Source organism: Asanoa sp. NPDC049475, from assembly GCF_040676915.1.
Taxonomy (GTDB): Bacteria; Actinomycetota; Actinomycetes; order Mycobacteriales; family Micromonosporaceae; genus Asanoa.
This window is the reverse complement of record NZ_JBFAPY010000001.1, coordinates 931,616-952,714: the sequence shown is the minus strand read 5'-3', so window position 1 is coordinate 952,714 and position 21,099 is coordinate 931,616. Positions and strand designations below refer to the sequence as shown.

At 72.0% G+C, this 21,099-nt stretch carries 23 protein-coding genes; 10 read left to right on the top strand and 13 right to left on the bottom strand.

Going from position 1 to position 21,099, the window contains the following annotated elements:
- The first annotated feature begins 17 nt into the window (after positions 1-17).
- Positions 18-1,061 carry an amidohydrolase family protein gene (locus AB0J88_RS04550; protein ID WP_364352236.1) on the top strand — a complete coding sequence of 348 codons (1,044 nt, stop codon included), beginning with the start codon at positions 18-20 and terminating at the stop codon, positions 1,059-1,061.
- 4 nt (positions 1,062-1,065) lie between these two features.
- Here the strand turns inward: AB0J88_RS04550 and AB0J88_RS04545 are convergent, their stop codons facing one another.
- The gene (locus AB0J88_RS04545; protein ID WP_364352233.1) at positions 1,066-2,238 is read right to left on the bottom strand and encodes a serine hydrolase domain-containing protein; all 1,173 of its coding nucleotides are present in this window, start codon (positions 2,236-2,238) and stop codon (positions 1,066-1,068) included.
- A gap of 45 nt (positions 2,239-2,283) precedes the next feature.
- On the opposite strand from AB0J88_RS04545, the gene AB0J88_RS04540 reads away from it, so the two are divergent.
- Genes AB0J88_RS04540 through AB0J88_RS04530 form a run of 3 tightly spaced genes read left to right on the top strand, consistent with a single transcriptional unit; the run spans position 2,284 to position 5,086 of the window.
- On the top strand, positions 2,284-3,111 hold the full coding sequence (locus tag AB0J88_RS04540) for an SDR family NAD(P)-dependent oxidoreductase (protein ID WP_364352230.1): 828 nt from the start codon (positions 2,284-2,286) through the stop codon (positions 3,109-3,111).
- A 56-nt stretch (positions 3,112-3,167) separates the two neighbouring features.
- Complete coding sequence (locus AB0J88_RS04535) at positions 3,168-3,830, top strand: metalloregulator ArsR/SmtB family transcription factor (RefSeq protein WP_364352227.1); 663 nt, start codon at positions 3,168-3,170, stop codon at positions 3,828-3,830.
- Complete coding sequence (locus AB0J88_RS04530) at positions 3,827-5,086, top strand: MFS transporter (protein WP_364352224.1); 1,260 nt, start codon at positions 3,827-3,829, stop codon at positions 5,084-5,086. Before AB0J88_RS04535 ends, AB0J88_RS04530 begins: the two co-directional genes overlap by 4 nt.
- Here the strand turns inward: AB0J88_RS04530 and AB0J88_RS04525 are convergent.
- The 3 genes from AB0J88_RS04525 to modA are packed head-to-tail and all read right to left on the bottom strand — an operon-like array spanning position 5,074 to position 7,690.
- A complete protein-coding gene (locus AB0J88_RS04525) occupies positions 5,074-6,129 on the bottom strand; it encodes an ABC transporter ATP-binding protein (RefSeq protein ID WP_364352979.1) in 1,056 nt (351 codons plus the stop codon). The genes AB0J88_RS04530 and AB0J88_RS04525 overlap by 13 nt on opposite strands.
- Positions 6,126-6,911 carry an ABC transporter permease gene (locus AB0J88_RS04520; RefSeq protein WP_364352221.1) on the bottom strand — a complete coding sequence of 262 codons (786 nt, stop codon included), beginning with the start codon at positions 6,909-6,911 and terminating at the stop codon, positions 6,126-6,128. The genes AB0J88_RS04525 and AB0J88_RS04520 overlap by 4 nt, the downstream gene beginning before the upstream one ends.
- Positions 6,908-7,690: a molybdate ABC transporter substrate-binding protein gene (gene modA, locus AB0J88_RS04515; protein WP_364352218.1), complete on the bottom strand. Its 783-nt coding sequence runs from the start codon at positions 7,688-7,690 to the stop codon at positions 6,908-6,910. Before modA ends, AB0J88_RS04520 begins: the two co-directional genes overlap by 4 nt.
- Positions 7,691-7,799: 109 nt before the next feature.
- Between modA and AB0J88_RS04510 the strand changes: the two genes are divergently transcribed.
- Complete coding sequence (locus AB0J88_RS04510) at positions 7,800-8,693, top strand: methyltransferase domain-containing protein (RefSeq protein ID WP_364352215.1); 894 nt, start codon at positions 7,800-7,802, stop codon at positions 8,691-8,693.
- Here the strand turns inward: AB0J88_RS04510 and AB0J88_RS04505 are convergent.
- From AB0J88_RS04505 to AB0J88_RS04475, 7 genes are all read right to left on the bottom strand, one after another.
- A complete protein-coding gene (locus AB0J88_RS04505; protein ID WP_364352212.1) occupies positions 8,690-10,177 on the bottom strand; it encodes a CYTH and CHAD domain-containing protein in 1,488 nt (495 codons plus the stop codon). The two genes, AB0J88_RS04510 and AB0J88_RS04505, sit on opposite strands and share 4 nt — an antisense overlap.
- A 37-nt stretch (positions 10,178-10,214) precedes the next feature.
- Entirely contained in the window at positions 10,215-10,541 is a 327-nt protein-coding gene (locus tag AB0J88_RS04500) for an STAS domain-containing protein (protein ID WP_364352209.1), read from the bottom strand.
- Positions 10,542-10,614: 73 nt separating this feature from the next.
- Positions 10,615-10,836, bottom strand: coding sequence for a hypothetical protein (locus AB0J88_RS04495; RefSeq protein WP_364352206.1), 222 nt, complete (start codon positions 10,834-10,836; stop codon positions 10,615-10,617).
- Positions 10,833-11,978: an inorganic phosphate transporter gene (locus AB0J88_RS04490; protein ID WP_364352203.1), complete on the bottom strand. Its 1,146-nt coding sequence runs from the start codon at positions 11,976-11,978 to the stop codon at positions 10,833-10,835. The genes AB0J88_RS04495 and AB0J88_RS04490 overlap by 4 nt, the downstream gene beginning before the upstream one ends.
- Before the next feature lie 139 nt (positions 11,979-12,117).
- Positions 12,118-13,344 (bottom strand): CehA/McbA family metallohydrolase, encoded by a 1,227-nt coding sequence (locus AB0J88_RS04485; RefSeq protein WP_364352200.1) that lies wholly within the window; start codon positions 13,342-13,344, stop codon positions 12,118-12,120.
- 67 nt (positions 13,345-13,411) lie between these two features.
- Positions 13,412-14,629 carry a sigma-70 family RNA polymerase sigma factor gene (locus tag AB0J88_RS04480; protein ID WP_364352197.1) on the bottom strand — a complete coding sequence of 406 codons (1,218 nt, stop codon included), beginning with the start codon at positions 14,627-14,629 and terminating at the stop codon, positions 13,412-13,414.
- A 2-nt stretch (positions 14,630-14,631) separates the two neighbouring features.
- On the bottom strand, positions 14,632-14,958 hold the full coding sequence (locus AB0J88_RS04475) for a YciI family protein (RefSeq protein ID WP_364352194.1): 327 nt from the start codon (positions 14,956-14,958) through the stop codon (positions 14,632-14,634).
- 97 nt (positions 14,959-15,055) lie between these two features.
- Between AB0J88_RS04475 and AB0J88_RS04470 the strand changes: the two genes are divergently transcribed.
- From AB0J88_RS04470 to AB0J88_RS04460, 3 genes are all read left to right on the top strand, one after another.
- A complete protein-coding gene (locus tag AB0J88_RS04470) occupies positions 15,056-15,595 on the top strand; it encodes a dihydrofolate reductase family protein (RefSeq protein WP_364352191.1) in 540 nt (179 codons plus the stop codon).
- A gap of 12 nt (positions 15,596-15,607) precedes the next feature.
- Positions 15,608-16,855 carry an MFS transporter gene (locus AB0J88_RS04465; RefSeq protein WP_364352188.1) on the top strand — a complete coding sequence of 416 codons (1,248 nt, stop codon included), beginning with the start codon at positions 15,608-15,610 and terminating at the stop codon, positions 16,853-16,855.
- A gap of 439 nt (positions 16,856-17,294) precedes the next feature.
- Positions 17,295-17,771 (top strand): GNAT family N-acetyltransferase, encoded by a 477-nt coding sequence (locus AB0J88_RS04460; RefSeq protein WP_364737790.1) that lies wholly within the window; start codon positions 17,295-17,297, stop codon positions 17,769-17,771.
- A 19-nt stretch (positions 17,772-17,790) separates the two neighbouring features.
- On the opposite strand, the gene AB0J88_RS04455 is transcribed toward AB0J88_RS04460, so the two are convergent.
- Complete coding sequence (locus tag AB0J88_RS04455; protein WP_364352183.1) at positions 17,791-18,639, bottom strand: hypothetical protein; 849 nt, start codon at positions 18,637-18,639, stop codon at positions 17,791-17,793.
- Positions 18,640-18,797: 158 nt separating this feature from the next.
- The gene (locus AB0J88_RS04450) at positions 18,798-19,355 is read right to left on the bottom strand and encodes a hypothetical protein (RefSeq protein ID WP_364352180.1); all 558 of its coding nucleotides are present in this window, start codon (positions 19,353-19,355) and stop codon (positions 18,798-18,800) included.
- A 181-nt stretch (positions 19,356-19,536) separates the two neighbouring features.
- On the opposite strand from AB0J88_RS04450, the gene AB0J88_RS04445 reads away from it, so the two are divergent.
- Both AB0J88_RS04445 and AB0J88_RS04440 read left to right on the top strand, forming a co-directional pair.
- Positions 19,537-20,091: a helix-turn-helix domain-containing protein gene (locus tag AB0J88_RS04445; protein WP_364352177.1), complete on the top strand. Its 555-nt coding sequence runs from the start codon at positions 19,537-19,539 to the stop codon at positions 20,089-20,091.
- Entirely contained in the window at positions 20,088-20,921 is an 834-nt protein-coding gene (locus tag AB0J88_RS04440) for an SRPBCC family protein (protein ID WP_364352174.1), read from the top strand. Before AB0J88_RS04445 ends, AB0J88_RS04440 begins: the two co-directional genes overlap by 4 nt.
- Positions 20,922-21,099 lie beyond the last annotated feature (178 nt).

Below are 21,099 nucleotides of genomic sequence, written 5' to 3'. Positions count from 1 at the left end.
CGCGTAGCCTCCCGGCCATGAGCGTCTTGCGCATCCGCGGCCGTGCCCTGCCCAGCGGCGAACCGATCGACCTGTACGCCGACGGCGACCGCTGGACCACCGACCCGGTGCCCGGCGCCGACCTGGCGGCCGAGGGCTGGCTGCTGCCCGGCCTGGTGGACGCGCACACCCACCCCGGTGCCGAGGAGCCCGGTGCCCCGCTCGACGAGGACGTCCTCCGCGCGGACCTGCGCCGCCACGCGGACAGCGGCGTCACCCTGATCCGCGCGCCGGGGCTGGCCGGCCACCCGCCGCCGTGGTTCGGCGAGGACCCGGACCTGCCCCGCGCGGTGCACGCCGGTCCCTGGTTCGCCCAGCAGGGCCAGTTCTTCGACGCCTGGGGCCGCCGCCCGAGCCACGCCGACCTGCCAGGGCTCGCGGCGACCCAGGCCGCGGCGACCGGCTGGGTCAAGCTGATCGGCGACTGGAAGCCCGGCGACCCACCGTTCCCCGAAGCCGTCGTCCGGGACGTCGTCGCCGCGGCGCATGCGGTGGGCGGGCGCGTCGCCGTGCACGCCCAGAACGCCGAGGGCTGCGCGATCGCCGTGGCGGCCGGCGTCGACTCGCTCGAACACGGCATGTGGCTCGACCCCGCGCTGCTGACCCGGATGGCGGCACAAGGCACGGCCCTGACCCCGACCCTCGCCGCGCTCACCGACTCGCTGAAAAAGCGCAGGGACGCACCCGACAGCCCGGGCAAACGGTGGTACGTAGGCGGGGCGAGTGCCCACCCCGCGCTCGTTGCCGCGGCGGCCGAGGCCGGCGTGACGCTGCTCGCCGGCACCGACTCGCGCCCACACGGCCGGGTCGCCGACGAGATCCAAGCACTGGTCGAAGCCGGCGTGCCGGCACACGACGCACTGGCCGCGGGATCCTGGTCAGCCCGTGCGTACCTCGGCCGCGAAGGCCTCGAACCGGGTGCACCCGCCGACGCCGTCGTCTACGCGCAAGACCCGCGAGAGGATCTCGCCCAGCTGGACAAGCCCACCGCGGTGATCCTGCGCGGCCGCCGCGTGCGCTGACCAGTCAGTCGTCAATCGCCTGGTAGGCCAACGTCCAGAAGTCGCGCAGGATCGGCGGCGGTTCCGGAGACGACCACGCCCGCTGGGTCATCAAAATGGTGATCATCTCTTCCGAGGGGTCGATCCGCCACGACGTCCCGAGGCCGCCGTCCCACCCGTACCGGCCCGGTGTGTCGGCGATCGTCTGCCGCCGGTTGGTCACCTTGCCGCCGAATCCCCACCCGGCCCCCGAGAACTCGTCGGCCACCCAGTGCGGCAGCACCTTCTGCTCCCGCGTCAGGTGGTCGGCCGTCATGGTCGCCAGCGAGGGCCGCGACAGCAGCCGCTGCTCCCCCGTGCGCAGCATCATCCGCCCGAAGGCGAAGAAATCCTCCGCCGTGGAAACCAGGCCACCGGCACCGGAGAAGAACGGCGGCACACTGGCCCACTCCGAAACCGTGTCCAGCGGCTCCACCGGGTCCCCCCAGTAGCCGTGCGCCAGCCGGTCCAACGCCGAGGGATCCACAGCGAACCCCGTGTCGTGCATGCCCAACGGCGAGAACACCCGCTCCCGCAGCAAGTCCGCATAGGACAGTCCGGAAGCCCGCGACAGCAGCACGCCGAGCACGTCCGAACCCGTGTTGTAGAACCACTTCTCCCCCGGCTGCGCCATCAACGGCAGTGAGCCGAGCCGCTTGAGCCACTCGTCCTGGTCGGGCATCGCGCGCGGCCGCGGCTCGCCCATCCCGATGCCCAGATCCCAAGCCGCTTTCAGCACCGGGTACGCGTCGGCAGGCGCGTACACCTGCCCGAAGCCCCACGTGAACGTCAGCAAGTCGCGCACCGTCACGGGCCGGAAGGCCGGCACGGTGTCGTGCAGCCCCGCGCCCATGCTGCGCAGCACCTGGCGGTCGGCGAGCTCGGGCAGCAGGGCGTCGACCGGGTCGTCCAGCCGGATCCGGCACTCCTCGACCAACATCATCGTCGCGGCCGCCGTGACCGGCTTGCTCATCGAGCTGACCCGGAAGATGGTGTCGGCGCTCATCGGGCGCCCGCCGCCGTACGCCGTCGTGCCGATCGTCTCGACGTGCGTCTGCCCGCGCCGGCTCACCAGCGCCACCACACCGGGCACGTCGCCCCGTTCGACGTATCCGGTCAGTACGTCGCGCATCCGTCGCAACCGCATCGTCGACAACATGTGCCGACGTTAGCGTGCCTACGGTTGGCGCAAGGGGGTGCCACCATGCCGAAGACCTGGCTTGTCACAGGAAGTTCGCGCGGGCTCGGGCGCGCGCTCTGCACGGCCGCGCTCGACCGGGGGGACAACGTCGTGGCCACCGCACGCCGGCCGGCCGACCTGAGCGACCTCGTGGAGACCTACGGCGACCGGGTGAGCGCGGTGGCGCTGGACGTCAGCGACCCGGCCGCCGCGGAGGGCGCGGTCGACGCGGCGGTCGGGACGTTCGGCCGGATCGACGTGGTCGCCAACAACGCCGGAAGCGCCAACAGCGCACCGATCGAGCACACGTCGCTCGACGAGTTCCGCCAGCAGATCGAGACCAACCTGCTGGGCGTCGTGTACGTCTCGAAGGCGGCGCTGCCGCATTTCCGGGCTCAGCGGTCCGGCCACTATCTCCAGTTCTCGTCGATCGGCGGGCGCGTGGGCGGCACTCCGGGCATCGCGCCGTACCAGGCCGCGAAGTTCGGTGTGGAGGGCTTCTCGCTGGTGCTGGCCGCGGAGCTCGAGCCGTTCGGCGTCAAGGTGACGATCGTCGAACCCGGCGGTTTCCGCACCGACTGGGCCGGGTCCTCGATGCGGATCGACGACGGCGGTCCCGAGTACGCCGAGTCGGTCGGTTTCATGTCCCGCTACCGCGAGGAGGCCGGCGGCAAAGAGCCCGGTGACCCGGCCAAGGCGGCCCAGGTGCTGGTCGACGTGGTCGACCTGGACGACCCGCCGAAGCGCCTGCCGCTCGGCTCGGACGCGCTGGGCCTCGCCCAGCGGCACAACCAGGCGCTGGCCGACGAGCTCGCCACCTGGGCGGACCTCTCCCGCTCCACCGACTTCTAAAGACATCTTTCGCAATAGCTGTTGCGCAACAATTCTTGCCATGCCAGGCTGGCCGCATGGCAGAACGTCACGTCCGACAGGTCACCGACTCGCGGGTACTCGCCGCGATGTCCCACCCGCTGCGCCGGCGGCTGCTCGACGTGCTCACGGTCTACGGCCCGCAGCCCGTCGGCGCGCTCGCCGAGCGGACCGGTCAGGCGCCGGCCAACATCAGCCATCACATGAAGGTGATGCGCGAGTGCGACCTGGTCGAAGAGGCGCCCGAGCTGGCCCGCGACCGCCGCGAGCGCTGGTGGCGCCCGGTCAGCGCCGGGCTGCGCTGGTCCGGCCGGGACTTCGGCGACGACCCGGGCGAGGCCGCAGTCCTGCGCGCCGCGGAGTCGCTCAACCTGGACCACCAGGTGGGCCTGGTCCGCGAGTGGTACGGCGCGCCCGACGAGGAACAGGCCGTCTGGGGTGAGAGCGCGTTTGCCGCGGACCGCTGGCTGCACCTCACACCCGCGGAGCTGCTCGAACTCAGCCGCGACATCGTCGCCGTCCTCGACCGCTGGTCGGCCCGATCGTCAGAGGCCGCAGCCGCCCGCGAGGCCAACGCCAAAACCAGCCACGACGCTGAGGCGGAAGCTGACATTGATCGCAGGGACGACGCCGAGCAAGACAGCGGCGCGGTCCGCCGCCCGGTCTTCGTGTTCGCGCACGGCATTCCGGCGACGCCGTGACCGCCGGCACGGTGGCCAGCCGGGATTTCAGGCTGTTCTGGTTCGGCCAGGCCACCTCCAAGCTCGGCAGCAGCGTGAGCTCCGTGGCCCTGCCGTTGGCCGCGGTGGCGACCCTCGACGCCGGCACGTTGCAGGTCGCCCTGCTGGCCGCGTTCACGTGGCTCCCGTGGCTGCTGATCGGCCTACCGGCCGGCGCCTGGGTCGACCGGCTCCCCCGCCGCCCGTTGATGATGACCTGCGATTTGCTCTGCCTGGTCGCCGTCGTCAGCATCCCGGTGGCCTGGTGGCTCGACTCGCTCACGCTGACCCACCTGTTCGTGACGGCACTGGTCACCGGCACGGCCGGCGTCTTCTTCCAGACCGCCGACCAGGTCTTCCTGCCGACGCTGCTCGAAAGGACCGAGCTGCCGCACGGCAACGCGCGGCTGCAGAGCACCGAGCAGGCGGCGCACGTCGCCGGCCCGGGCATCGCCGGCCTGCTCACCCAGCTCGCCGGCGCGGTCACCGGGCTGCTCGTTGACGCGGTCAGCTTCCTCGTCTCCGCGATCTGCCTGTGGCGCGTCCGCGTGCGGGAAGAGCTCCATAGTGGACCGCGCCGGTCGCTCAAGGCGGAGGTGGCCGAGGGACTGCGGTTCGTCGCGGGCGACCCGTACCTGCGGGTGCTGACGGTGTGGGGCGCGGTCAGCAACCTCGCGCTGATCGGCTACCAGTCCGTGCTGGTGGTGTTCCTCGTCCGCGAGGTAGGCGTGGCACCCGGCGTCGTCGGCGGCCTGGTCGCCGCGACCAGCCTCGGCGGCGTGCTCGGCGCGGCCGCGGGCAGCGCGCTCGGTCGCCGCCTCGGGACTGCCCGCGCCCTCCTGGCCAGCAACCTGCTGGCGACACCGTGCGGCCTGCTGTTGCCGCTGGCGGAGCGGGGGCCACGGCTCGCGCTGGCGGTCGCCGGCGTCGCCGTGCTGATCGCCGGCGTCAGCGCCGGCAACGTGGTCAAAGGCAGCTTCCGCCAGACGTACGTGCCGCATCACCTGCTCGGCCGGGTCACGGTGAGCATGCAGCTGCTCAACTACGGCACGATCCCGCTCGGTGCGGTGATCGGCGGTGCGCTCGGCGCCACCCTCGGTTTGCGACCCACGATCTGGCTGAGCATGCTCGCGGCGGTGGCGTCCGGCCTGATCCTCCTGATCGGACCGATCCGCACCGCTCGCGACCTGCCCAGCGGGCCGGCAAGACCCGCACGCGAGCTGGTTCACGCCGGATAGGCGTGCGTCTCCGTCGCCTTGACCGCCGCCCAGACCTGCTGCCCGGGCGTCAGGCCGAGCTCCGCGGCGGCCGGCGGCGTGACGTCGGCCGCCGCCTCGACCGGGCCGTGCAGCACCACCCGCAGGTTGTCGCCGTGCCGCTGGATGCCACCGACCGTCGCCGCCCACACGTTGCGGGGGCTGCCGGCCGGGCGCTCGCTGTAGATCGCCACGGCCGATGGCCGGAACGCGACGAAGGCCTCGCCGCTGACCCGGTCGGTGACCGCGAGGGTGAACCCGTCGGCGAGCCGCACCCCGTGGTCGGACGCGTTCCCGCGATAGAGGTTGAGCCCGACCAGCCGGGCGACGTAGTCGGTGCGCGGCCGGGCGGTCACCGCGGCCGCGTCGCCCTCCTGCACCACGGCGCCGTCCTCGATGACCATCAGCCGGTCGGCGAGCACCAGCGCGTCCAGCGGGTCGTGGGTGACCAGCAGCGTCGCGCCGGGGTGCTCGGCCAGGTGGCGTTGCAGCTCGACCCGGGTGTCCAGCCGGGTACGCGCGTCCAGCGCCGCCAGCGGCTCGTCGAGCAGCAGCAGCTCCGGGTGCGTGGCCAGGGCTCGAGCCAACGCCACGCGCTGTGCCTGACCGCCGGAGAGCTGCCGCGGCTTGCGCTTGCCCAACGGGCCTAGGCCCACCCGGGCCAGCCACCGCGCCGCCTCGGCCCGCGCCCGGCGCCGGTCGACGCCGTGCCGCCGGGGGCCGAACGCTACGTTGTCGAGCGCCGACAGGTGTGGGAAGAGCAGGTAGTCCTGGAACACCACGCCGATCGGACGACGCTCGGGTGGCGTCCACACCCGACTGTCGGGACGGTCCAGGACCCGCTCGCCGAGCGTGACGTGCCCGGCGGTCAGCGGCTCCAGCCCGGCCAGCGCCCGCAGGGCAGTGGACTTCCCGGCACCGTTGGGCCCGAGCAGCGCGAGCACCTCCCCCGCCGCGATCCGCACGTGGGCGTCGAGCCGGAAGGTGCCGCGGTCGACGACGAGCCGGGCGTCGAGCAGGGTCATGAGGTCGAGATCCATTTGTCGCGCAAACTGGCAAGGATCACCACCGACACGAACAACAGCAGCAGGCTCAGCACGATGGCCGCTTCCAGGTCGGTCTCGAGCGCCAGGTAGACCGCGAGCGGCATGGTCTGGGTCCGCCCCGGGAGGTTGCCCGCGAAGGTGATCGTCGCACCGAACTCACCGAGTGCCCGCGCCCAGCAGAGCACCGCACCGGCGGCCACTCCCGGCGCCACGAGCGGGAGCGTGACGTGGGTGAAGGTCGTCCAGCGCCCGGCGCCGAGGGTGGCCGCCGCCTCCTCGTAGCGGGAGTCGGCGCCGCGCAGCGCGCCCTCGACCGCGATGATCAGGAATGGCATCGCGACGAACGCCTCCGCCAGGACGACCCCGGCCGTCGTGAACGGCAGGGTGATCCCGAACGTGCTGTCGAGCCACTCGCCGATCAGCCCCCGCCGGCCGAACACCAGCAGCAGGGCCACGCCGCCGACCACGGGTGGCAGCACCAGCGGCACGGTCACCAGCGCGCGCACGATCCGGCGGCCAGGGAACGACACCCGGGCCAGCAACCAGGCCAGCGGCACGCCCAGCACCAGGCAGACCAGCGTCGCGATGGTCGCCGTCAGCAGCGAGAGCCGCAGCGCGCTCAGGATGCCCGGCTCGGTCAGACGCTCGGGCAGGGTGCTCCACGGCGCCCGGTAGAGCAGGCCGACCAGCGGCAGCACCAGGAACAGCAGGCCGACCACCGCGGGGAGGGCCAGCGCCACCGGCGCCCGGCGACCTCTCACGGCGCCTGGAAGCCGGCGTCCGTCAGGACCTTCCTGGCCGGCTCGGACATCACGTACGCGACGAACGCCTGGCCGCCTGCCGTGTTCGGGCCGTTCTCGAGCACGACGATCGGATACTCGTTGATCGCGCCGGCCGACTCGGGGAACTCGATCCCGTCGATGTCGGCCGCCGCGGCCTTGGCGTCGGTGCGATAGACGAGGGCGGCGTCGACCTCGCCGAGGGTCACCTTCGACAGCGCCGCCTTCACGTCCTGCTCCTGCGTGACCGGGGTGACGGTGACGGTGGCGGCCTGCAGCGCCTTCTGGGCGGCGTTGCCGCACGGCACCTGCGGAGCGCAGAGCGCGACCTTCACCCTCGGCTGAGCCAGACCGGCCAGCGTGGTGATGTTCTGCGGGTTGCCCTTCGGCACCGCGATGACGAGCTGGTTCTTGGCGAAGCTCTGCGGCGTGCCGTCGGCGTTGCCGGCGTCGGTGACCGTCTTCATGTTGGCCGGGGCCGCGGACGCGAACACGTCGGCCGGCGCTCCCTGGTTGATCTGGGTGGCCAGGGCCGAGCTGCCGGCGAAGCTGAACGTCACCGTCGTGCCCGGGTTCGCCGCCTCGAAGTCCTTGCCGATCTGCGTGAACGAGCCGGTCAGCGACGCGGCGGCGAACACGGTGATCGGACCGGAGACCCCGCCGGCACCGCCGCCGATGGTGGCCTTGTCGGAGCTGCCGCACGCGGTCAGGCTCGCGGCGGTGACGGCGGCCAGGACGATGCTGGTCCAACGTGCCCGCACGGACACCTCCCTTGTCTCAGGCATCGCAGATGCGATGAAAAACCAGGCTCCAGGTTGGCATCCTCCCCAGCCACTGGCCAGAATAAGCCAGCAACTGCAAGATGGAACAGTGACCAGGTGGCAAGAGATGATCGACAACCTCGTCGATCTGCTCCCGGCGGCGCCGGCGACGGTGGTGGTCGACGGTGCCGGTGAGCGCAACGCGCTCGTGGCAGACCGGCTGATCCAGGCCCTCGACCCGCGGGTCACGGTGACCGCCGGCTCGAGCTGGCGGTCGCGAAGACCCGACGCGCTGGTCTGGTTGCGCCTCGTGCCGGGCCGGGCGGACGGCCCCGAGCACCAGGCCGACGTCGTGATCGACCTGCACGACCCGGACTGGCCGGTCATCCGGCACGTCGACCGACGGCTGGCGGACCGCACCCGGTGGTACCTGCTGGAGAGCCGGGCCTTCTTCGCCGTTCGCGCGGCCACCTGGGACGCCAAGTTCGGTGACGACCTCCCCGCCTACGCGGCCGCCGTGGCCGAGGCGGACCTGCCGGCCGGCGGCACCGCGGTCGACGTCGGTTGCGGCACCGGCCGGGCACTGCCGGCACTGCGGGCCGCGGTCGGCCCGGCCGGGCTGGTGCTCGGTGTCGACATCACACCGGAGATGCTGGCCGTGGCGCGCGGACGGGCCGCCACGCTGTCGCTGGCCGACGCCCGCCGCCTGCCGCTGCGCGACGCGGTGGTCGACGGGGTCTTCGCGGCCGGTCTGGTCGCCCACCTCCCCGACCCGACCGACGGCCTGCGCGAACTGGCCCGCGTGACCCGGCCCGGTGGGCGGCTGGTGATCTTCCATCCGTCGGGACGGGTCGCGCTCGCCGCCCGGCACGGCCGGCCGATCCGCGCCGACGAGCCGCTGTCACGTGGTCCCCTGGCCGCGTCCACGGCCGCCGCCGGCTGGCGACTCGACCGCTACGACGACGCGGACCACCGATTCCTGGCCCTGGCCACGCGGGTCTAGCGAAGCCAGCGACGCAGCTTCCGACGCCGGGCCTTGGCCTGCGCGGCGGGCAGCTCACGGACCAGCGCGCGGCCGTGCGCGACCTGCTCGGCGTACAACAGGCCGTAGGTGAAGGTGTTGGCCTTGCGGCCGTAGGCGCGGACGCCGGTCTCGCGCAGCACCTGCCGGGTGATGACGGAGTCCTGGTGGTCGCCGAGCAGGTCCTGCAGACCCTTGAGGCCACGCACCAGCTTGCGGGCGTTCCTGTCGCCCGCGACCTTGCGGACCTCGACCGCATAACGAGCGCGCTTGTACGCCTTGCGAGCCTCGTGCAGCGCGGGATCGTCGTCGCCGACACCGCGTTCGGCCTGCCGTTCCAGCGCCGTGTCGAGCAGCCTGTCGGCCCGGCGCACCGCCTTGTGGATCCGCCGGTCAACCCAGCGCGGGCTGACCTCGACCGCCGGCGGCGTCTCCACCAACTCGTCCAGTGTGGACAGCAGGGTGGCGTAGCGGCGCGAGCTCAACGCCCGGCGCAGCTGGGTGAGCGCGGCGGCCTCGTCCGCGGCGAACCGCTCGCTCAGGTCGGCGGCGACCGGCCCGAGGACCAGCTCGGCCGGTTCCCGACGCACCGCCTTGGCCAGCCGAGGTCCCATCACCTGCGCGTCGCGGACGGCACCGAGCTGCTCGCCCAGCCACTTGAGCTCGGCGCGCACGGCGTCGACCTGGTCGGCGTCCCAGAGCTTGCGGAAGCTGCGGAACGTGCTGCGCAACCGGCGCACCGCCACCCGCATGTCGTGCACCCCGTCGACGTCGCCCTCGCGCGCCGCCGGTTCATGTGCGACCAGGTCGTCCCGGTAGGCGGCGGCGTAGGCGAGCACCGGCGTGGCCGCGCCGGCGTCGATCGCGGTGAGCGCGCCGAGCCGCTCTCCCAGCACGCGGTGGATCTTCGCCGGCGACCCTGGTCGGGCGCCGGCCTTGCGCAGCCGCCGCTCGACGGCGTCGAGCAGCTCCTCGTCGCCGTCGACGAGCTCCACCTCGATCTCGTGCCAGGCGACGCGGCGGTCGTCGACCAGGTCGTGACCGACCACGGCGTCGTCGGCGAGCGTGGCCAGCACGGCACCGTCGGCACCGAGGAGCCGCCATTCCCGGCGCCGGGTCTCGATCCGGGCCACCGGCTCCACCGGCGCGCCTCGGCTCGCGGCCTGGACCAGCCGCATGAGATCGCGCGGCGGTGTCTTGGCGCCGGTCAGCGCACGCTGGTGCTCGGTGCGGGCACCACCCGCGGCGCCGACCTTGAGGTGCCAGCCCGCGTCGGCACCGCCGGTGCGGCGACGCAGGGCCAGGGCGCCCCGGGTCAGCCGCAGCTCGGGGGTGTCGTAATAGGTCGCGTCGAGCTTGAACAGGGCCGGCTCGTCGAGCTCGGCGATGCCGTCGCGGGAGAGGTCCGGCATCCGGAAGCCGTCGGGGCTCTCGAACTTGCGCTCACGCTCCACCACGGTCCGCATGACCTGTTCCTACCCCGATGCCGGGGTGGTATGCGGGTCAGACGCGCGCGGCCGGGCTGACCTGGGCGCGCGGCAACCCGGCGACCAGCAGGTGCTCGGCCACGTCGGGCGCGGCCTCGCGCACCGTCATCGATATGCCGCTGTCGCTGGCCACATCGGCCCCGGCGACCACTGCGCCGATGCCCTCGGGCTCGATGTGCCCGGCTCCGCGCAGGTCGACGATCACCCGGGTCGAGTCGGTGTGACGGATCGCGCGCACCAGCGCCGCCCGCAGGTCGGCTGCGTCGGTGGCACCTACGTCGCCGTGTATCTCGACAACGACGACGCCGAGTTGGTCGCGCTCGGTGACGAGCACCGTACCCACGGGGATACCTCCGGGTCGGCCGCGTTTCGGCGCCTTCACGGTATCCGTGCGGCCAGGCTCGCACCACCCGCTGTTAGAGCAACGTATAGATCCCGTATCCCACTGCCGCCGCGCAGACGGCGAAGCACAGGCTGGTGATCGCGATCCGTAGCGGAGTCGGGCGGCCCGCGGACTCGCCGTCAGCGCTCGCCGGGCTGAGCACCCGGACGCCGATCGCGTAGAGCACGATCACACCGCCGCCGAGGAACAGGGCGACCATCATGACCGTGCCGAGGTCTCGCCAGGGAACGTTCATCGCGCGTACCTCGAGGTGACCGCGGCCTTCGACCGTGGCTTCGGCGCGGTGGGCTCGTCGTTGACGTTGTGGCTGTCGACCTTGTTGCGCCGCGACAGCAGGTAGAACGTCGTGGCCAACGCGACCAGCACTCCCGCGACGATGAGCACGCCGGGGGTCCCGCTGATCGCGACCCGGCCCGCCAGCGCGCCGATCGCGGCCGCGGCCGGCAGGGTCAGGCCCCAGGCGATCGCGATCCGGCCGGCGACGCCCCACTTGACCTCGGAGAGCTTCTTGCCGATGCCGGAGCCGATCACCGCGCCGGACGTGACCTGGGTGGTCGAGAGCGGATAGCCGAGGTGCGACGACGCGAGGATGACGGTCGCCGCGCTGGTCTCCGCGGCGAAGCCCTGCTGCGGCTCGATCTTGGTGAGCCGGTGTCCGACGGTACGGATGATCCGCCACCCGCCGAAGTAGGTGCCGAGCGCGATGGCGAGGCCGGAGGTGAAGATCACCCAGAGCGGCGGCCCGCTGCCCGCACCCAGCACGCCGGCCGTGATCAGGACCAGCGTGATCACACCCATGGTCTTCTGCGCGTCGTTGGCGCCGTGCGCCAGCGACACCAGCGACGCCGAGACCACCTGCCCGTGCCGGAAACCCTCCCTGGTCCGGCGTCTGGCCGCCCGTCTGGTGATGTTGTAGAGCAGGAACACTCCGGTCGCGGCCACCGCACCGGCGATGATCGGCGAGGCGATCGCCGGGACGATCACCTTCGTCACGACCGTTCCGAAGTTCACCGCATCACCACCCGCCGCGATCCAGGTGGCGCCGATCAGGCCACCGAACAGCGCGTGGGAGGAGCTCGATGGCAGACCGACCAGCCAGGTGACGAGGTTCCAGAGGATCGCGCCCACCAGGCCACCGAAGATCACCGCAGGGGTGATCTTCGCGTCGTCGACCAGGCCGCTGGAGATCGTCTTGGCGACCTCGACCGAGAGGAACGCGCCCACGAGGTTGAGCACCGCCGAGATGGCGACGGCAACCCGCGGTCGCAGGGCCTTCGTCGCGATCGAGGTGGCCATCGCGTTGGCGGTGTCATGAAAGCCATTGGTGAAATCAAAGGCCAGTGCCGTCACGATGACGACGATGACCAGAGTGTCCATCGATGCCTCCCAGGGGAAACCCTGGTCTTCGGTGAACCCCGCATCACGACGGCACTAGTCCACCGCTCTCATTCTTGCCTCCCAACAACTGCCACGGGTGGCATTTGGCCAGATCAGCGGGCCGGCCGGCACCGCACAGCTACGGCTGGAGCCACCACGGGCTCGAGTACGCGACACCGAAGTCGTTGCAGGGGTGGTTGGCCGGACCCGGCGACGGGTTCGGCCGGCTCGGGTCGGAGACCCGCAGGACGACCCAGTTGCCGTCGGCCACGTTCAACGGCACGGTGAACTCGGCGACCGCGCCGGCGGTCGTCTCGATCACGTCGACCACCCTCGGCGCCCGGGTGTCGGGGCGCAGCACCTGGATGTGCAGCGGCTTGCCGAGCCACTCCGGGCCGCGGTCCAGGTCGACCGCGAACCGCACGTCGCCCGAGGTGATGCCGAGGACGCCGCCCATCCGCACGCCGGACGCGGTGGCGTCCAGGCGGAAGCCGCTGACCCGGGTGGCGAAGAACCGCCGGGCCCGCATCGCGTTGAGGACCTCGTTGCGGGTGTTGCCGGTGACCCAGAGCCCCGCCCGGCCCAGCCCCTCCTGGAAGCCCCAGTTGGTGCCGTGCTCGTCGGTGACGCCGACCATGCCGGTCCGCCAGCCCGCGTTCAGGCAGGCCACCAACGGGGACGAGCCGGTGTCGGACCAGCCGTCGAACAGGTAGTCGTCACCGCGGTTGAAGATCTCCATGCTGACCATCTGGTCGCGTACGCCACCGTTGAAGGTGAAGTTGTCGAACCGGAGGATCTCCCGGCCGGGGTGGTTGAACCCCGCGATGCCGCCGGAGCCCGCGAGCCAGTTGAAGAACCGGCCCATGCTGCTGGCGCCGCCCAGGTCGGCGAAGTTGTTGGTGAACCAGACGTTGGCGTGCCCGAGCAGCGGGTGGCTCCATTCGAACCCGCGCAGGGCCGTGTAGGTGCCCGGCACGTTGGCGGCGTCGGCGAGCGCGCCGGCCCGGTTCCACTCCGACTTGCTCAGCCCTTCGATGGCGAAGAGCGTGGTGTGGTCGGTCAGGGCGGCGACGTCGAGGCCGGCATCGCGCATCGAGCCGAAGACGAGGTCGGGGTTGCCGTCGCCGTCGGACATCAAGGTGTGGTTGTGCAGGTCGCCGTGGACCAGGGTGGTGCCCTGGGTGATCCGGGATGCCCGGTCGGCGCCGGCGGCCAGGCCGGGCGCGACCTGGACGCGGGCGGCCTGTGCGCTGCCCGGCGTCGCCCCGAGCACGACCAGGCCGCCGGCACCGGCCAGCAGGCCGCGCCTGGTGAGGCTGCTGCCGTGGTGGTGGTCAGATTCGTGGGTGTGTTCGTGTCCGCTCACGAGGAACAGTCGACCCGATCGGCCCCAACATGTCGATACATGTGGATGTACTGATGGGAAATTCCGGCTACATCGCGGCACGCGCCAGGAGCACGTCACGCTCCTTGGCGTTGCGGGCAAGCTCGGCCGCGCGGGCGAACTCGGTGCGGGCCTCGGCGTCCCGGCCGAGCCGGCGCAGCAGGTCACCGCGGACGGCCGGCAGCAGGTGATAGTCGGGTAGCTCGCCCGCCAGCGCGTCGACGATGGCCAGTCCGCGCTCCGGGCCGAAGGCCATCGCGACCGCCACGGCCCGGTTCAGCTCGACCACCGGGGTCGGGGTGCGGCGCACCAGCAGCTCGTAGAGGCCGGCGATGCTCTCCCAGTCGGTGTCCTGGGCGGTCCGTGCCCGCGCGTGGCTGGCGGCGATCGCGGCTTGGAGCACGTACGGGCCGTCGGACCGCTGTGCCCGCAGCAGGGCGGCGAACCCGCTGCGGATCAGGTCCTGGTCCCACCGGCCGCGGTCCTGCTCCAGCAGCGGCACCGGCTCGCCGCCGGGACCCAGCCGGGCCGCCATCCGCGACGCGTTCAGCTCCATCAGCGCGACCAGGCCGTACACCTCGGGCTCGTCCGGCGTCAACCCGGCCAGCATCCGGCCGAGGCGGATCGCCTCCTCGGCCAGCGCAGGACGCATCCAGTCGTCGCCCGCTGTCGCGGCGTACCCCTCGTTGAAGATCAGATAGATCGTTTCGAGGACGGCTTCCAGCCGGCTGGTGCGCTCGTCGGGCGGGGTAACCTCGAACGGGATCTTCCGTTCGCCGAGCGTCCGCTTGGCGCGGGAGATCCGCTGGCCGATCGTCGGTTCCGGCACGAGGAACGCGCGCGCGATCTCCGCCGTGGTCAGCCCGCCGATCATCCGGAGCGTGAGCGCGACGCTCGACTCGCGGGACAGCACGGGGTGGCAGGCGATGAAGATCAACCTCAGGACGTCGTCCTCGATGTCCTCGTCGGCCTCGTCGGGGCCGGGTTGCCGCTCGTGCTCCGCGGCGCGGCCGAGCTCGGCCAGGTTGGCGCGCAGCCGGTCGTCGCGGCGGAGCCGGTCGATCGCCCGGTGCTTGGCCGTGAGCATCAGCCAGCCACCCGGGTTGGGCGGGACACCCTTGGCCGGCCACTCCTCCAGCGCGGCGAGCAGCGCGTCCTGTGCGAGGTCCTCGGCGAGCCCGACGTCGCGGACCAACCGGGTCAGCGCCGCGACGATCCGGGCCGACTCGAGCTTCCAGACCGACTCGACGGTGGCCCGTGGATCCATGGCTACTCCGGACCGAACACCTGGCGCAGATCGCCTTCGCCGTCGCCGACGATGCCGAAGAACCGCCGCGACAGCGCGAGCGCCTCGTCCTTCGACGCCACCTCGACCAGCGCGAAGCTGACGATCGTCTCCTTGGTCTCCGGATAGGGACCGTCGACCATCGTCACCTTGCCGCCGCGGGACGAGACGTGGGTGCCCTCCAGGCCCAGCCCGCCGGTGGCGATCAGCACGCCGGCCCTGGAGAGCTCGTCGACGAACCTGCCCATCTCGGCGAAAAGCTCCTGATCCGGCGGTCTGGTCGGGGCGTTCAACGTCATCAGGAAGCGCATTCCGAGAAATCTAGCCGGTCCGTGTCGAAATCCGATCCCGCCGATCGCGGTGTGGGTGTCGGGCGGAACGGCCGCCCTGGGTTCGCTGGGAGCAACCATGCGCACGATCACCGTGGGTCAGTTCGTCTCGCTGGACGGCGTCGTCGAGTCGCCGGAGAAGTGGCACATGCCGTACGTCGACGAGGAGATGATGCAGGCCATCTGGTCGGAGCCGGCCGACACGCTGCTGCTCGGCCGGGTCACGTACGACAGCTTCGCCGGCGCGTTCGCCGCCCTGCCCGACGACGACCCGATCGGCGGCCCGATGAACCGACCTGCCAAGGTCGTGGTGTCCCGCACGCGGCCGTCGTTGGCCTGGCGCAACTCGCGTTTGCTCCCGGAGGGCGACCTGACCTCGCGCGTGGCCGAGCTCAAGGCCGGCCCCGGCGGGCCGATCTCGGTGGTCGGCAGCATCTCCGTGGTCCGCGCTCTGCTCGCCGCCGGCCTCGTCGACCGCCTCAGCCTGCTGGTCCACCCTCTGGTCGTAGGTGTGGGTCAGCGGCTGTTCCCTGCCGAAGGCCCGCAGCTCCGGCTGACCCTGGAGAAGTGCGACGTCCTGCGCTCCGGCGTCACCCACCACCTCTACACGGTGGACTAGAGTTCCCGGCCGATGCGTGCCCTGCTGGCCGATCGGCCCTTCGCCCTCCTGTTCACCGCTCGCACGATCTCCGTGCTGGGCACCGGTTTCGGCCGGGTGGCGCTGGCCTTCGCGGTCCTGGCGCTGCCCGGCTCCTCACCCACGACACTGTCGATCGTGCTGGCCTGCCAGGCCCTCCCCCAGCTCGTGCTGATCCTGGCCGGCGGCGTGATCGGCGACCGCTTTCCACGCCGCCGCGTGCTGCTCGCCGCCGAGCTCTTCGCCGGCGTGGCCTGGACGGTCCTCACCGTCATGTTCCTGTCGGGCCACGCGCCACTGGCCGCGGTCAGCGTCTTCGCCGCGCTCGCCGGGGTGGCCAGTGCCCTGTTCCTGCCGGCGTACGACGGTGTCGTGCCGGACCTGGTCCCGCCCGCGCGGCGGCAGAGCGCGAACGGCCTGCTCCGCATCGGCTTCAACCTCGGGCTGATCCTGGGCCTGTCGCTGGCGGGCGCGACGGTGGCGCTGGTCGGCGCGGGCTGGGCGGTGGCCCTGAACGCGGCGTCGTTCTTCGTGTCCGCGGCGCTGATCGCCGGCATCCGCACGCCGGCCACCGCGCAGCGGGCACGCTCGACCGCCTGGTCCGACCTACGCCGCGGCTGGCGTGAGTTCTCGTCGCGCCAGTGGCTGTGGGCGGTGACAGCGCAGTACGGCTTCGTCGTGGCCGCCATCAACGCGTACGTGGGGGTCTTCGGCCCCCTGCTCGCGGTCGAACGGCTCGGCGGCGCACCGGCCTGGTCGGCGATCACCGCGGCCCAGGCGGCCGGCACGTTCCTCGGAGTCGGCATCGCGGTCCGCGTGCACCCAAGCCGCCCGATCCTGGTCGCGGTGCTGATTACGGCGACCGCGGCCCTGCCGATGGCGCTGCTCGCCGGCGCGGCGCCATTGCTGGTCGTGGTGGCCGGCGCCTTCCTGGCAGGCGTGGCGGGCGACATCTTCGGGGTTCTGTGGTCGACGACTCTGCAACGCGAGGTGCCGTCCGACGCGTTGTCCCGGGTCAGCTCGTGGGATCTGCTCGGGTCACTCTCGTTCGCACCACTTGGCCTGCTGGTCGCGGGTCCGATCGCCGCACTGACCGGCGCGTCCCCTGCCCTGTGGGGCTGCGCCGCCGTGGTGTTGCTGGCCACCGCGGGGGCGCTGACGGCACCTCGCGTGCGCCGACTGCGCGCACCGGCGCCCGTTACAAGCGCGAGCGAGCCCTCGGAACCGGCGGCGGTCGCTTGACTGGCTTCGCGCCGGAACCACCCACGCAGAACCTGACCAAGGCCGTCGTACGCCCACCAAACGCAAAATGCCGGCCAGGGCCGTTCTACCGCCCACGCCCGCCCACGCAGAACGCCGGCCAAGGCCGCTCAACCGGCCAGACCGCGCGCGACCGCCAGCAGCGGTTCGTCGCCGACGCCTCCCACGGGCTCCGCTCGCCGCTCGCCTCCATCCGCCAGGCGGCCGAGGTGACCCCCGCGCCCCGCCACCCACACGCCGCCGGTCGAAACCGATCAGGCCGCTTACGCCCACACCCGCGCAACTCGCCAACGCCCCACCCGCTGGAAACGGCCAAGGCCGCTCGACCGGCGATACCCCTGCGGCCGGGCGCGCATCGCCCGCTGCGCGGGCCGCTTTAACCCGTTGGCGGTGGTCGGGTGGGTCCGGCATCCTGCTCGGCATGGTGGATCTTCGGGTTTTGTCCGACGACGACTGGAAGCTTTGGCGGGATCTTCGGCTCGCTGCCTTGGCTGAGGCACCCTATGCGTTCGGGTCCAAGTTGGCTGACTGGCAGGGCGCGGCGGAGGAGAGGTGGCGCGACCGGTTGCGTCTTCCCGGCGCCCGGGATCTCGTGGCCTATCTCGGTGACGAGGCCGTCGGGATGGCTACCGGGGTGCCGACCGACCCGTACACCGTCGAGATCATCTCTGTTTGGGTCAGTCCGGCCGGGCGCGGCCGTGGGGTGGGTGACGCACTCGTTGCCGCGATCGTCGCGTGGGCGGCGGAGTCCGGCGCGACCTCGCTGAGGCTCGCGGTGCGGAGGGACAACGCGCCGGCCCGCCGCCTCTACGAACGCGCCGGCTTCCGGGACGCCGGGCCCAACGAGGAGGACCCGGACGAGATCCTGATGCAGCGGAACCTGCCCGGGGCCGCGTGACCGGCCCCGGGCTTCGCGGTCAGAGGTGCCGGGGCCGGTACGCGACGGCCGCGGCCGGCCGGCGGCGGCGGCGCCGCACGAGGAGCAGGGCCGCGAAGGCGATGGCCACGAGCGCGGCGCCACCGGCGCCGAACCATCCCCACCAGTTCTCGATCACCGTGGCGACCATGCTGAGGCCGGGCGGTTGGAGCGTGACCGCTAGGTCGAGATGGCGTTTGACCGTGCCGCTGGCCAGGTCCAGCTCTAGCCGCCAGGCGCCGTCGGGCAGCTTCGCGTCGAGGGCGGCCACCACGATGCCGCTGGCGCCGGGCGCGAGGGTGGTCACCGTGGCCAGCTTGTACGGGCCGGCTCGCATGCTGCCCGGCCCGTCCTCCAGGTTGAGCGTGCCGTTGATGTCCAGCGCGCGCTCGCCCGTGTTGTGGACGAGGGTCGAGATCTGCGGCACGCCGTCGTCATCCCGCGAGACGGTGACCTGGCCGAAGCTGGAGATCGGCTCACCACCCGGGCCGACGCTGAGGTAGATCCGGATCCCGGCACGCCGGATCGCGCCGATGTTGCCGTGCTTGTCCGGCGCGGCGCGGGTCTCTGCCCAGATCACGGCGTACCGCTCGCCTCGCGACGCCTGCTTGGGCACCACGACGGTCGCCTCGATCTGGACGGTCTCGCCGGGGTCCGGCGTGTCCTTGTTCTTCGACAACGTCACCCAGGAGCTGAGCTCGTTGGTCTCGCGGTCCTTGCCGTAGACGAACTCGTCGTTCTGGAGGCTCGCCGAGCCGGCGTAGATGTCGAACTCCCGTCGCTCGTCCGTCTTGTTGATGACCTCGAAAGAGTCGGCTGATCCGCATGCCGGGCGCGAGATGGTCCACAATGTACATGTGTGCCCGCGGGTCGTCCCGCCGTGCCACTGGCGCTTCGAGCAACCGGATGCCCACCTGCCCGTCCTCGGCCGCCGCGGCGGCCGGAGGCGACGGAATGACGACCGCGGCCCCCAGCGCCGCGATCGCCATCACCAGGTGCGTCATCCGGTTACGCCACCGAATGGGTCACCGTTCCCGTGTAGGTGCCGACCACCGCGGCCGCCGGGATGGCGATCGACAGGTTCGGGTTCCAGGTCACCGAGTTCGAGCCGACCGCCGTGGCGGTGTACGCGGTGCGGGGCGAGGCCAGCGTGCCGGGCAGGCCGGCCACCGGGACCGGGACACCGGTGGTCGCCGTCGGAAGACCGGGGGTGTAGATGGCCGCGGAGTTCGGGATCGTCTCGGCCGCCGTGCCGCCGCCGGTGGTGTAGTCGGTCGACGAGACGGTCGCGGTCCATGCCGCGACCAGCAGACCGCGCTGGTCGATGACCTGGACCGGGCCGATGTCTCCGTTGATCGTCCCGCCGGATACGCCGTTGGGGAGGCTGACGCTGCCCGGTGCGGTGATGGTCAGGCCGCCCGCGGTGATGGTCAGGCCGCCCGCGGTGATCTGGAAGGTGATGCCGGTCGTGGCCGTCGGGCCGGGCGCCGCCACAGCGGGCGCGGCCCCGAACCCCACCGCGGCGGCGACCGCAGCGATGGCTGCGAGGGTGGCGCGTCTGGACATGGGCTACTCCTCACGAACCACGCCCTGCACGGGCGTCACGTTGGAGGGTGCGGATTCACCATAAGAACTCTTCACATCACCAATCCGACTAATTAGCAAAAAACCCGCAGGTCAGACGCGCAGTCGATCCATCAGACCCTGATTGACAAAATCTGTTTTTACGTAAAGACTTGTTTTCGTTATGAGAGACGTCCTGTACCTGGAGCAGATCGAGCAGGCCGAGGCACTGCTCAAGCCGCAGCGCATCGAGGTGCTGCGGCAACTCGCCGAGCCCCGGTCGTGCACCGAGGTGGCGGCGGAGCTCGGCCAGACGCCGCAGCGCGTCTACTACCACGTCAAGCGGCTGGTCGACGCCGGCCTGGTCACCCAGGTGTCCGAGCGCAAGGTGCGCGGCATCAGCGAGGGGATCTACCAGGCACAGGCGCGGTCCTACTGGCTGTCGCCGCGGCTGGTCGGCCGGATCGGCCTGCGCAAGGCCCAGGACGAGCTGAGCCTCGGCTACCTGCTCGACCTGATGGAAGAGGTGCAGGCCGACATCGGCGCCCTCGACCGCACCGCGCCGGAGCTGCCGTCGATCGGCGTCTCCGGTGAGATCCACATCCGCCCCGAGCGGCGGCAGGAGTTCCTCGACGACCTTCAGTCGACGTTGCAAGAGCTGTTCACGCGCTACGGCGGTGCCGAAGGCGACGCCTTCAAACTCGCCGTGGCCTGCTATCCCAAGGGAGAAGAACGATGACCGTGATCGCCAAGGCCCGCGTCAACGCCCCGATCAAGCAGGTACGGCACGCGCTGACCGACGCCGCCGAGCTGCGCGTGTGGCTCGCGGAGCACGCCGAGGTCGACCTGCCGCACCGCTACGCGTTCTGGGGCCGCTACACGCCCGAGGGCGATGCGCCGCACCAGCGTCCGACCCGAGCCGACGAGCATGGGGTGGCGTTCACCTGGCGCCTGGACGGGGTCGACACCACCGCCGACATCGCGCTCGAGGCCGAGAGCGAGGACAGCACGATCATCGCCGTCGACCAGAGCCACTTCGACTTCGCCGAGATGATGAGCGGCAGCAGCATCCGTGGCGTCCTCCAGACCTTCTGGGCGCTGTCGGTCGCCAACCTCGTCGACCACCTGGAGGGTCGCGCCCTGACGCCGAAGGTCGACTTCACGGCGCAGGACCTACGCGCCGAGTTCGAGGTCGCCGCGCCGGTCGACCGGGTCTTCGCCTCGCTGATTGACTCCGAGCAGGCCAGCGAGTGGTTCGGCTTCCCGGTCGGCATCGAGCCGTGGGAGGGCGGCCGGTTCGCGATGGGCGGCCTGGACGCCAACCCGAACCCGGCCAAGATCCTGGAGCTGGTGCCGGACGCACGCTTCTCGATCGACTTCGGACCGGCCGGTGTCGGCACCTGGGAGCTGGCCGGCTCGGAGGGCAAGACCCGGCTCACCCTCGTGCAGAGCGGCTTCGACACCGCCAACCCTCCCTACGCCGCCTGGGGAGGCATCCTTTCCGGGACGGCCGGGCTGCGCCGCTTCCACGAGCTTCCCGGCCAACCACAGGTCTTCCTGCCAGCCTGACGGCACCCGGCCCGGCGGCCCACAGCCGTCCCGGCCAACCGCGGCCGTGCCCGGCAGGCGTGCCAGCCCGGCACGGCCGCTGGGCACGGCCCGCTGGGCACGACCCGGCACGGCCCGCTGGGCACGACCCGGCACGGCCCGCTGGGCACGACCCGGCACGGCCCGCTGGGCACGACCA

Excerpts from the sequence above, each read along its gene's own strand:
- AB0J88_RS04550 (WP_364352236.1), top strand. The coding sequence starts at position 18 with ATGAGCGTCTTGCGCATCCGCGGCCGTGCCCTGCCCAGCGGCGAACCG.
- AB0J88_RS04545 (WP_364352233.1), bottom strand. The coding sequence starts at position 2,238 with ATGTTGTCGACGATGCGGTTGCGACGGATGCGCGACGTACTGACCGGA.
- AB0J88_RS04540 (WP_364352230.1), top strand. The coding sequence starts at position 2,284 with ATGCCGAAGACCTGGCTTGTCACAGGAAGTTCGCGCGGGCTCGGGCGC.
- AB0J88_RS04535 (WP_364352227.1), top strand. The coding sequence starts at position 3,168 with ATGGCAGAACGTCACGTCCGACAGGTCACCGACTCGCGGGTACTCGCC.
- AB0J88_RS04525 (WP_364352979.1), bottom strand. The coding sequence starts at position 6,129 with ATGACCCTGCTCGACGCCCGGCTCGTCGTCGACCGCGGCACCTTCCGG.
- AB0J88_RS04505 (WP_364352212.1), bottom strand. The coding sequence starts at position 10,177 with ATGCGGACCGTGGTGGAGCGTGAGCGCAAGTTCGAGAGCCCCGACGGC.
- AB0J88_RS04495 (WP_364352206.1), bottom strand. The coding sequence starts at position 10,836 with ATGAACGTTCCCTGGCGAGACCTCGGCACGGTCATGATGGTCGCCCTG.
- AB0J88_RS04490 (WP_364352203.1), bottom strand. The coding sequence starts at position 11,978 with ATGGACACTCTGGTCATCGTCGTCATCGTGACGGCACTGGCCTTTGAT.
- AB0J88_RS04480 (WP_364352197.1), bottom strand. The coding sequence starts at position 14,629 with ATGGATCCACGGGCCACCGTCGAGTCGGTCTGGAAGCTCGAGTCGGCC.
- AB0J88_RS04475 (WP_364352194.1), bottom strand. The coding sequence starts at position 14,958 with ATGCGCTTCCTGATGACGTTGAACGCCCCGACCAGACCGCCGGATCAG.
- AB0J88_RS04470 (WP_364352191.1), top strand. The coding sequence starts at position 15,056 with ATGCGCACGATCACCGTGGGTCAGTTCGTCTCGCTGGACGGCGTCGTC.
- AB0J88_RS04465 (WP_364352188.1), top strand. The coding sequence starts at position 15,608 with ATGCGTGCCCTGCTGGCCGATCGGCCCTTCGCCCTCCTGTTCACCGCT.
- AB0J88_RS04460 (WP_364737790.1), top strand. The coding sequence starts at position 17,295 with ATGGTGGATCTTCGGGTTTTGTCCGACGACGACTGGAAGCTTTGGCGG.
- AB0J88_RS04450 (WP_364352180.1), bottom strand. The coding sequence starts at position 19,355 with ATGTCCAGACGCGCCACCCTCGCAGCCATCGCTGCGGTCGCCGCCGCG.
- AB0J88_RS04445 (WP_364352177.1), top strand. The coding sequence starts at position 19,537 with ATGAGAGACGTCCTGTACCTGGAGCAGATCGAGCAGGCCGAGGCACTG.
- AB0J88_RS04440 (WP_364352174.1), top strand. The coding sequence starts at position 20,088 with ATGACCGTGATCGCCAAGGCCCGCGTCAACGCCCCGATCAAGCAGGTA.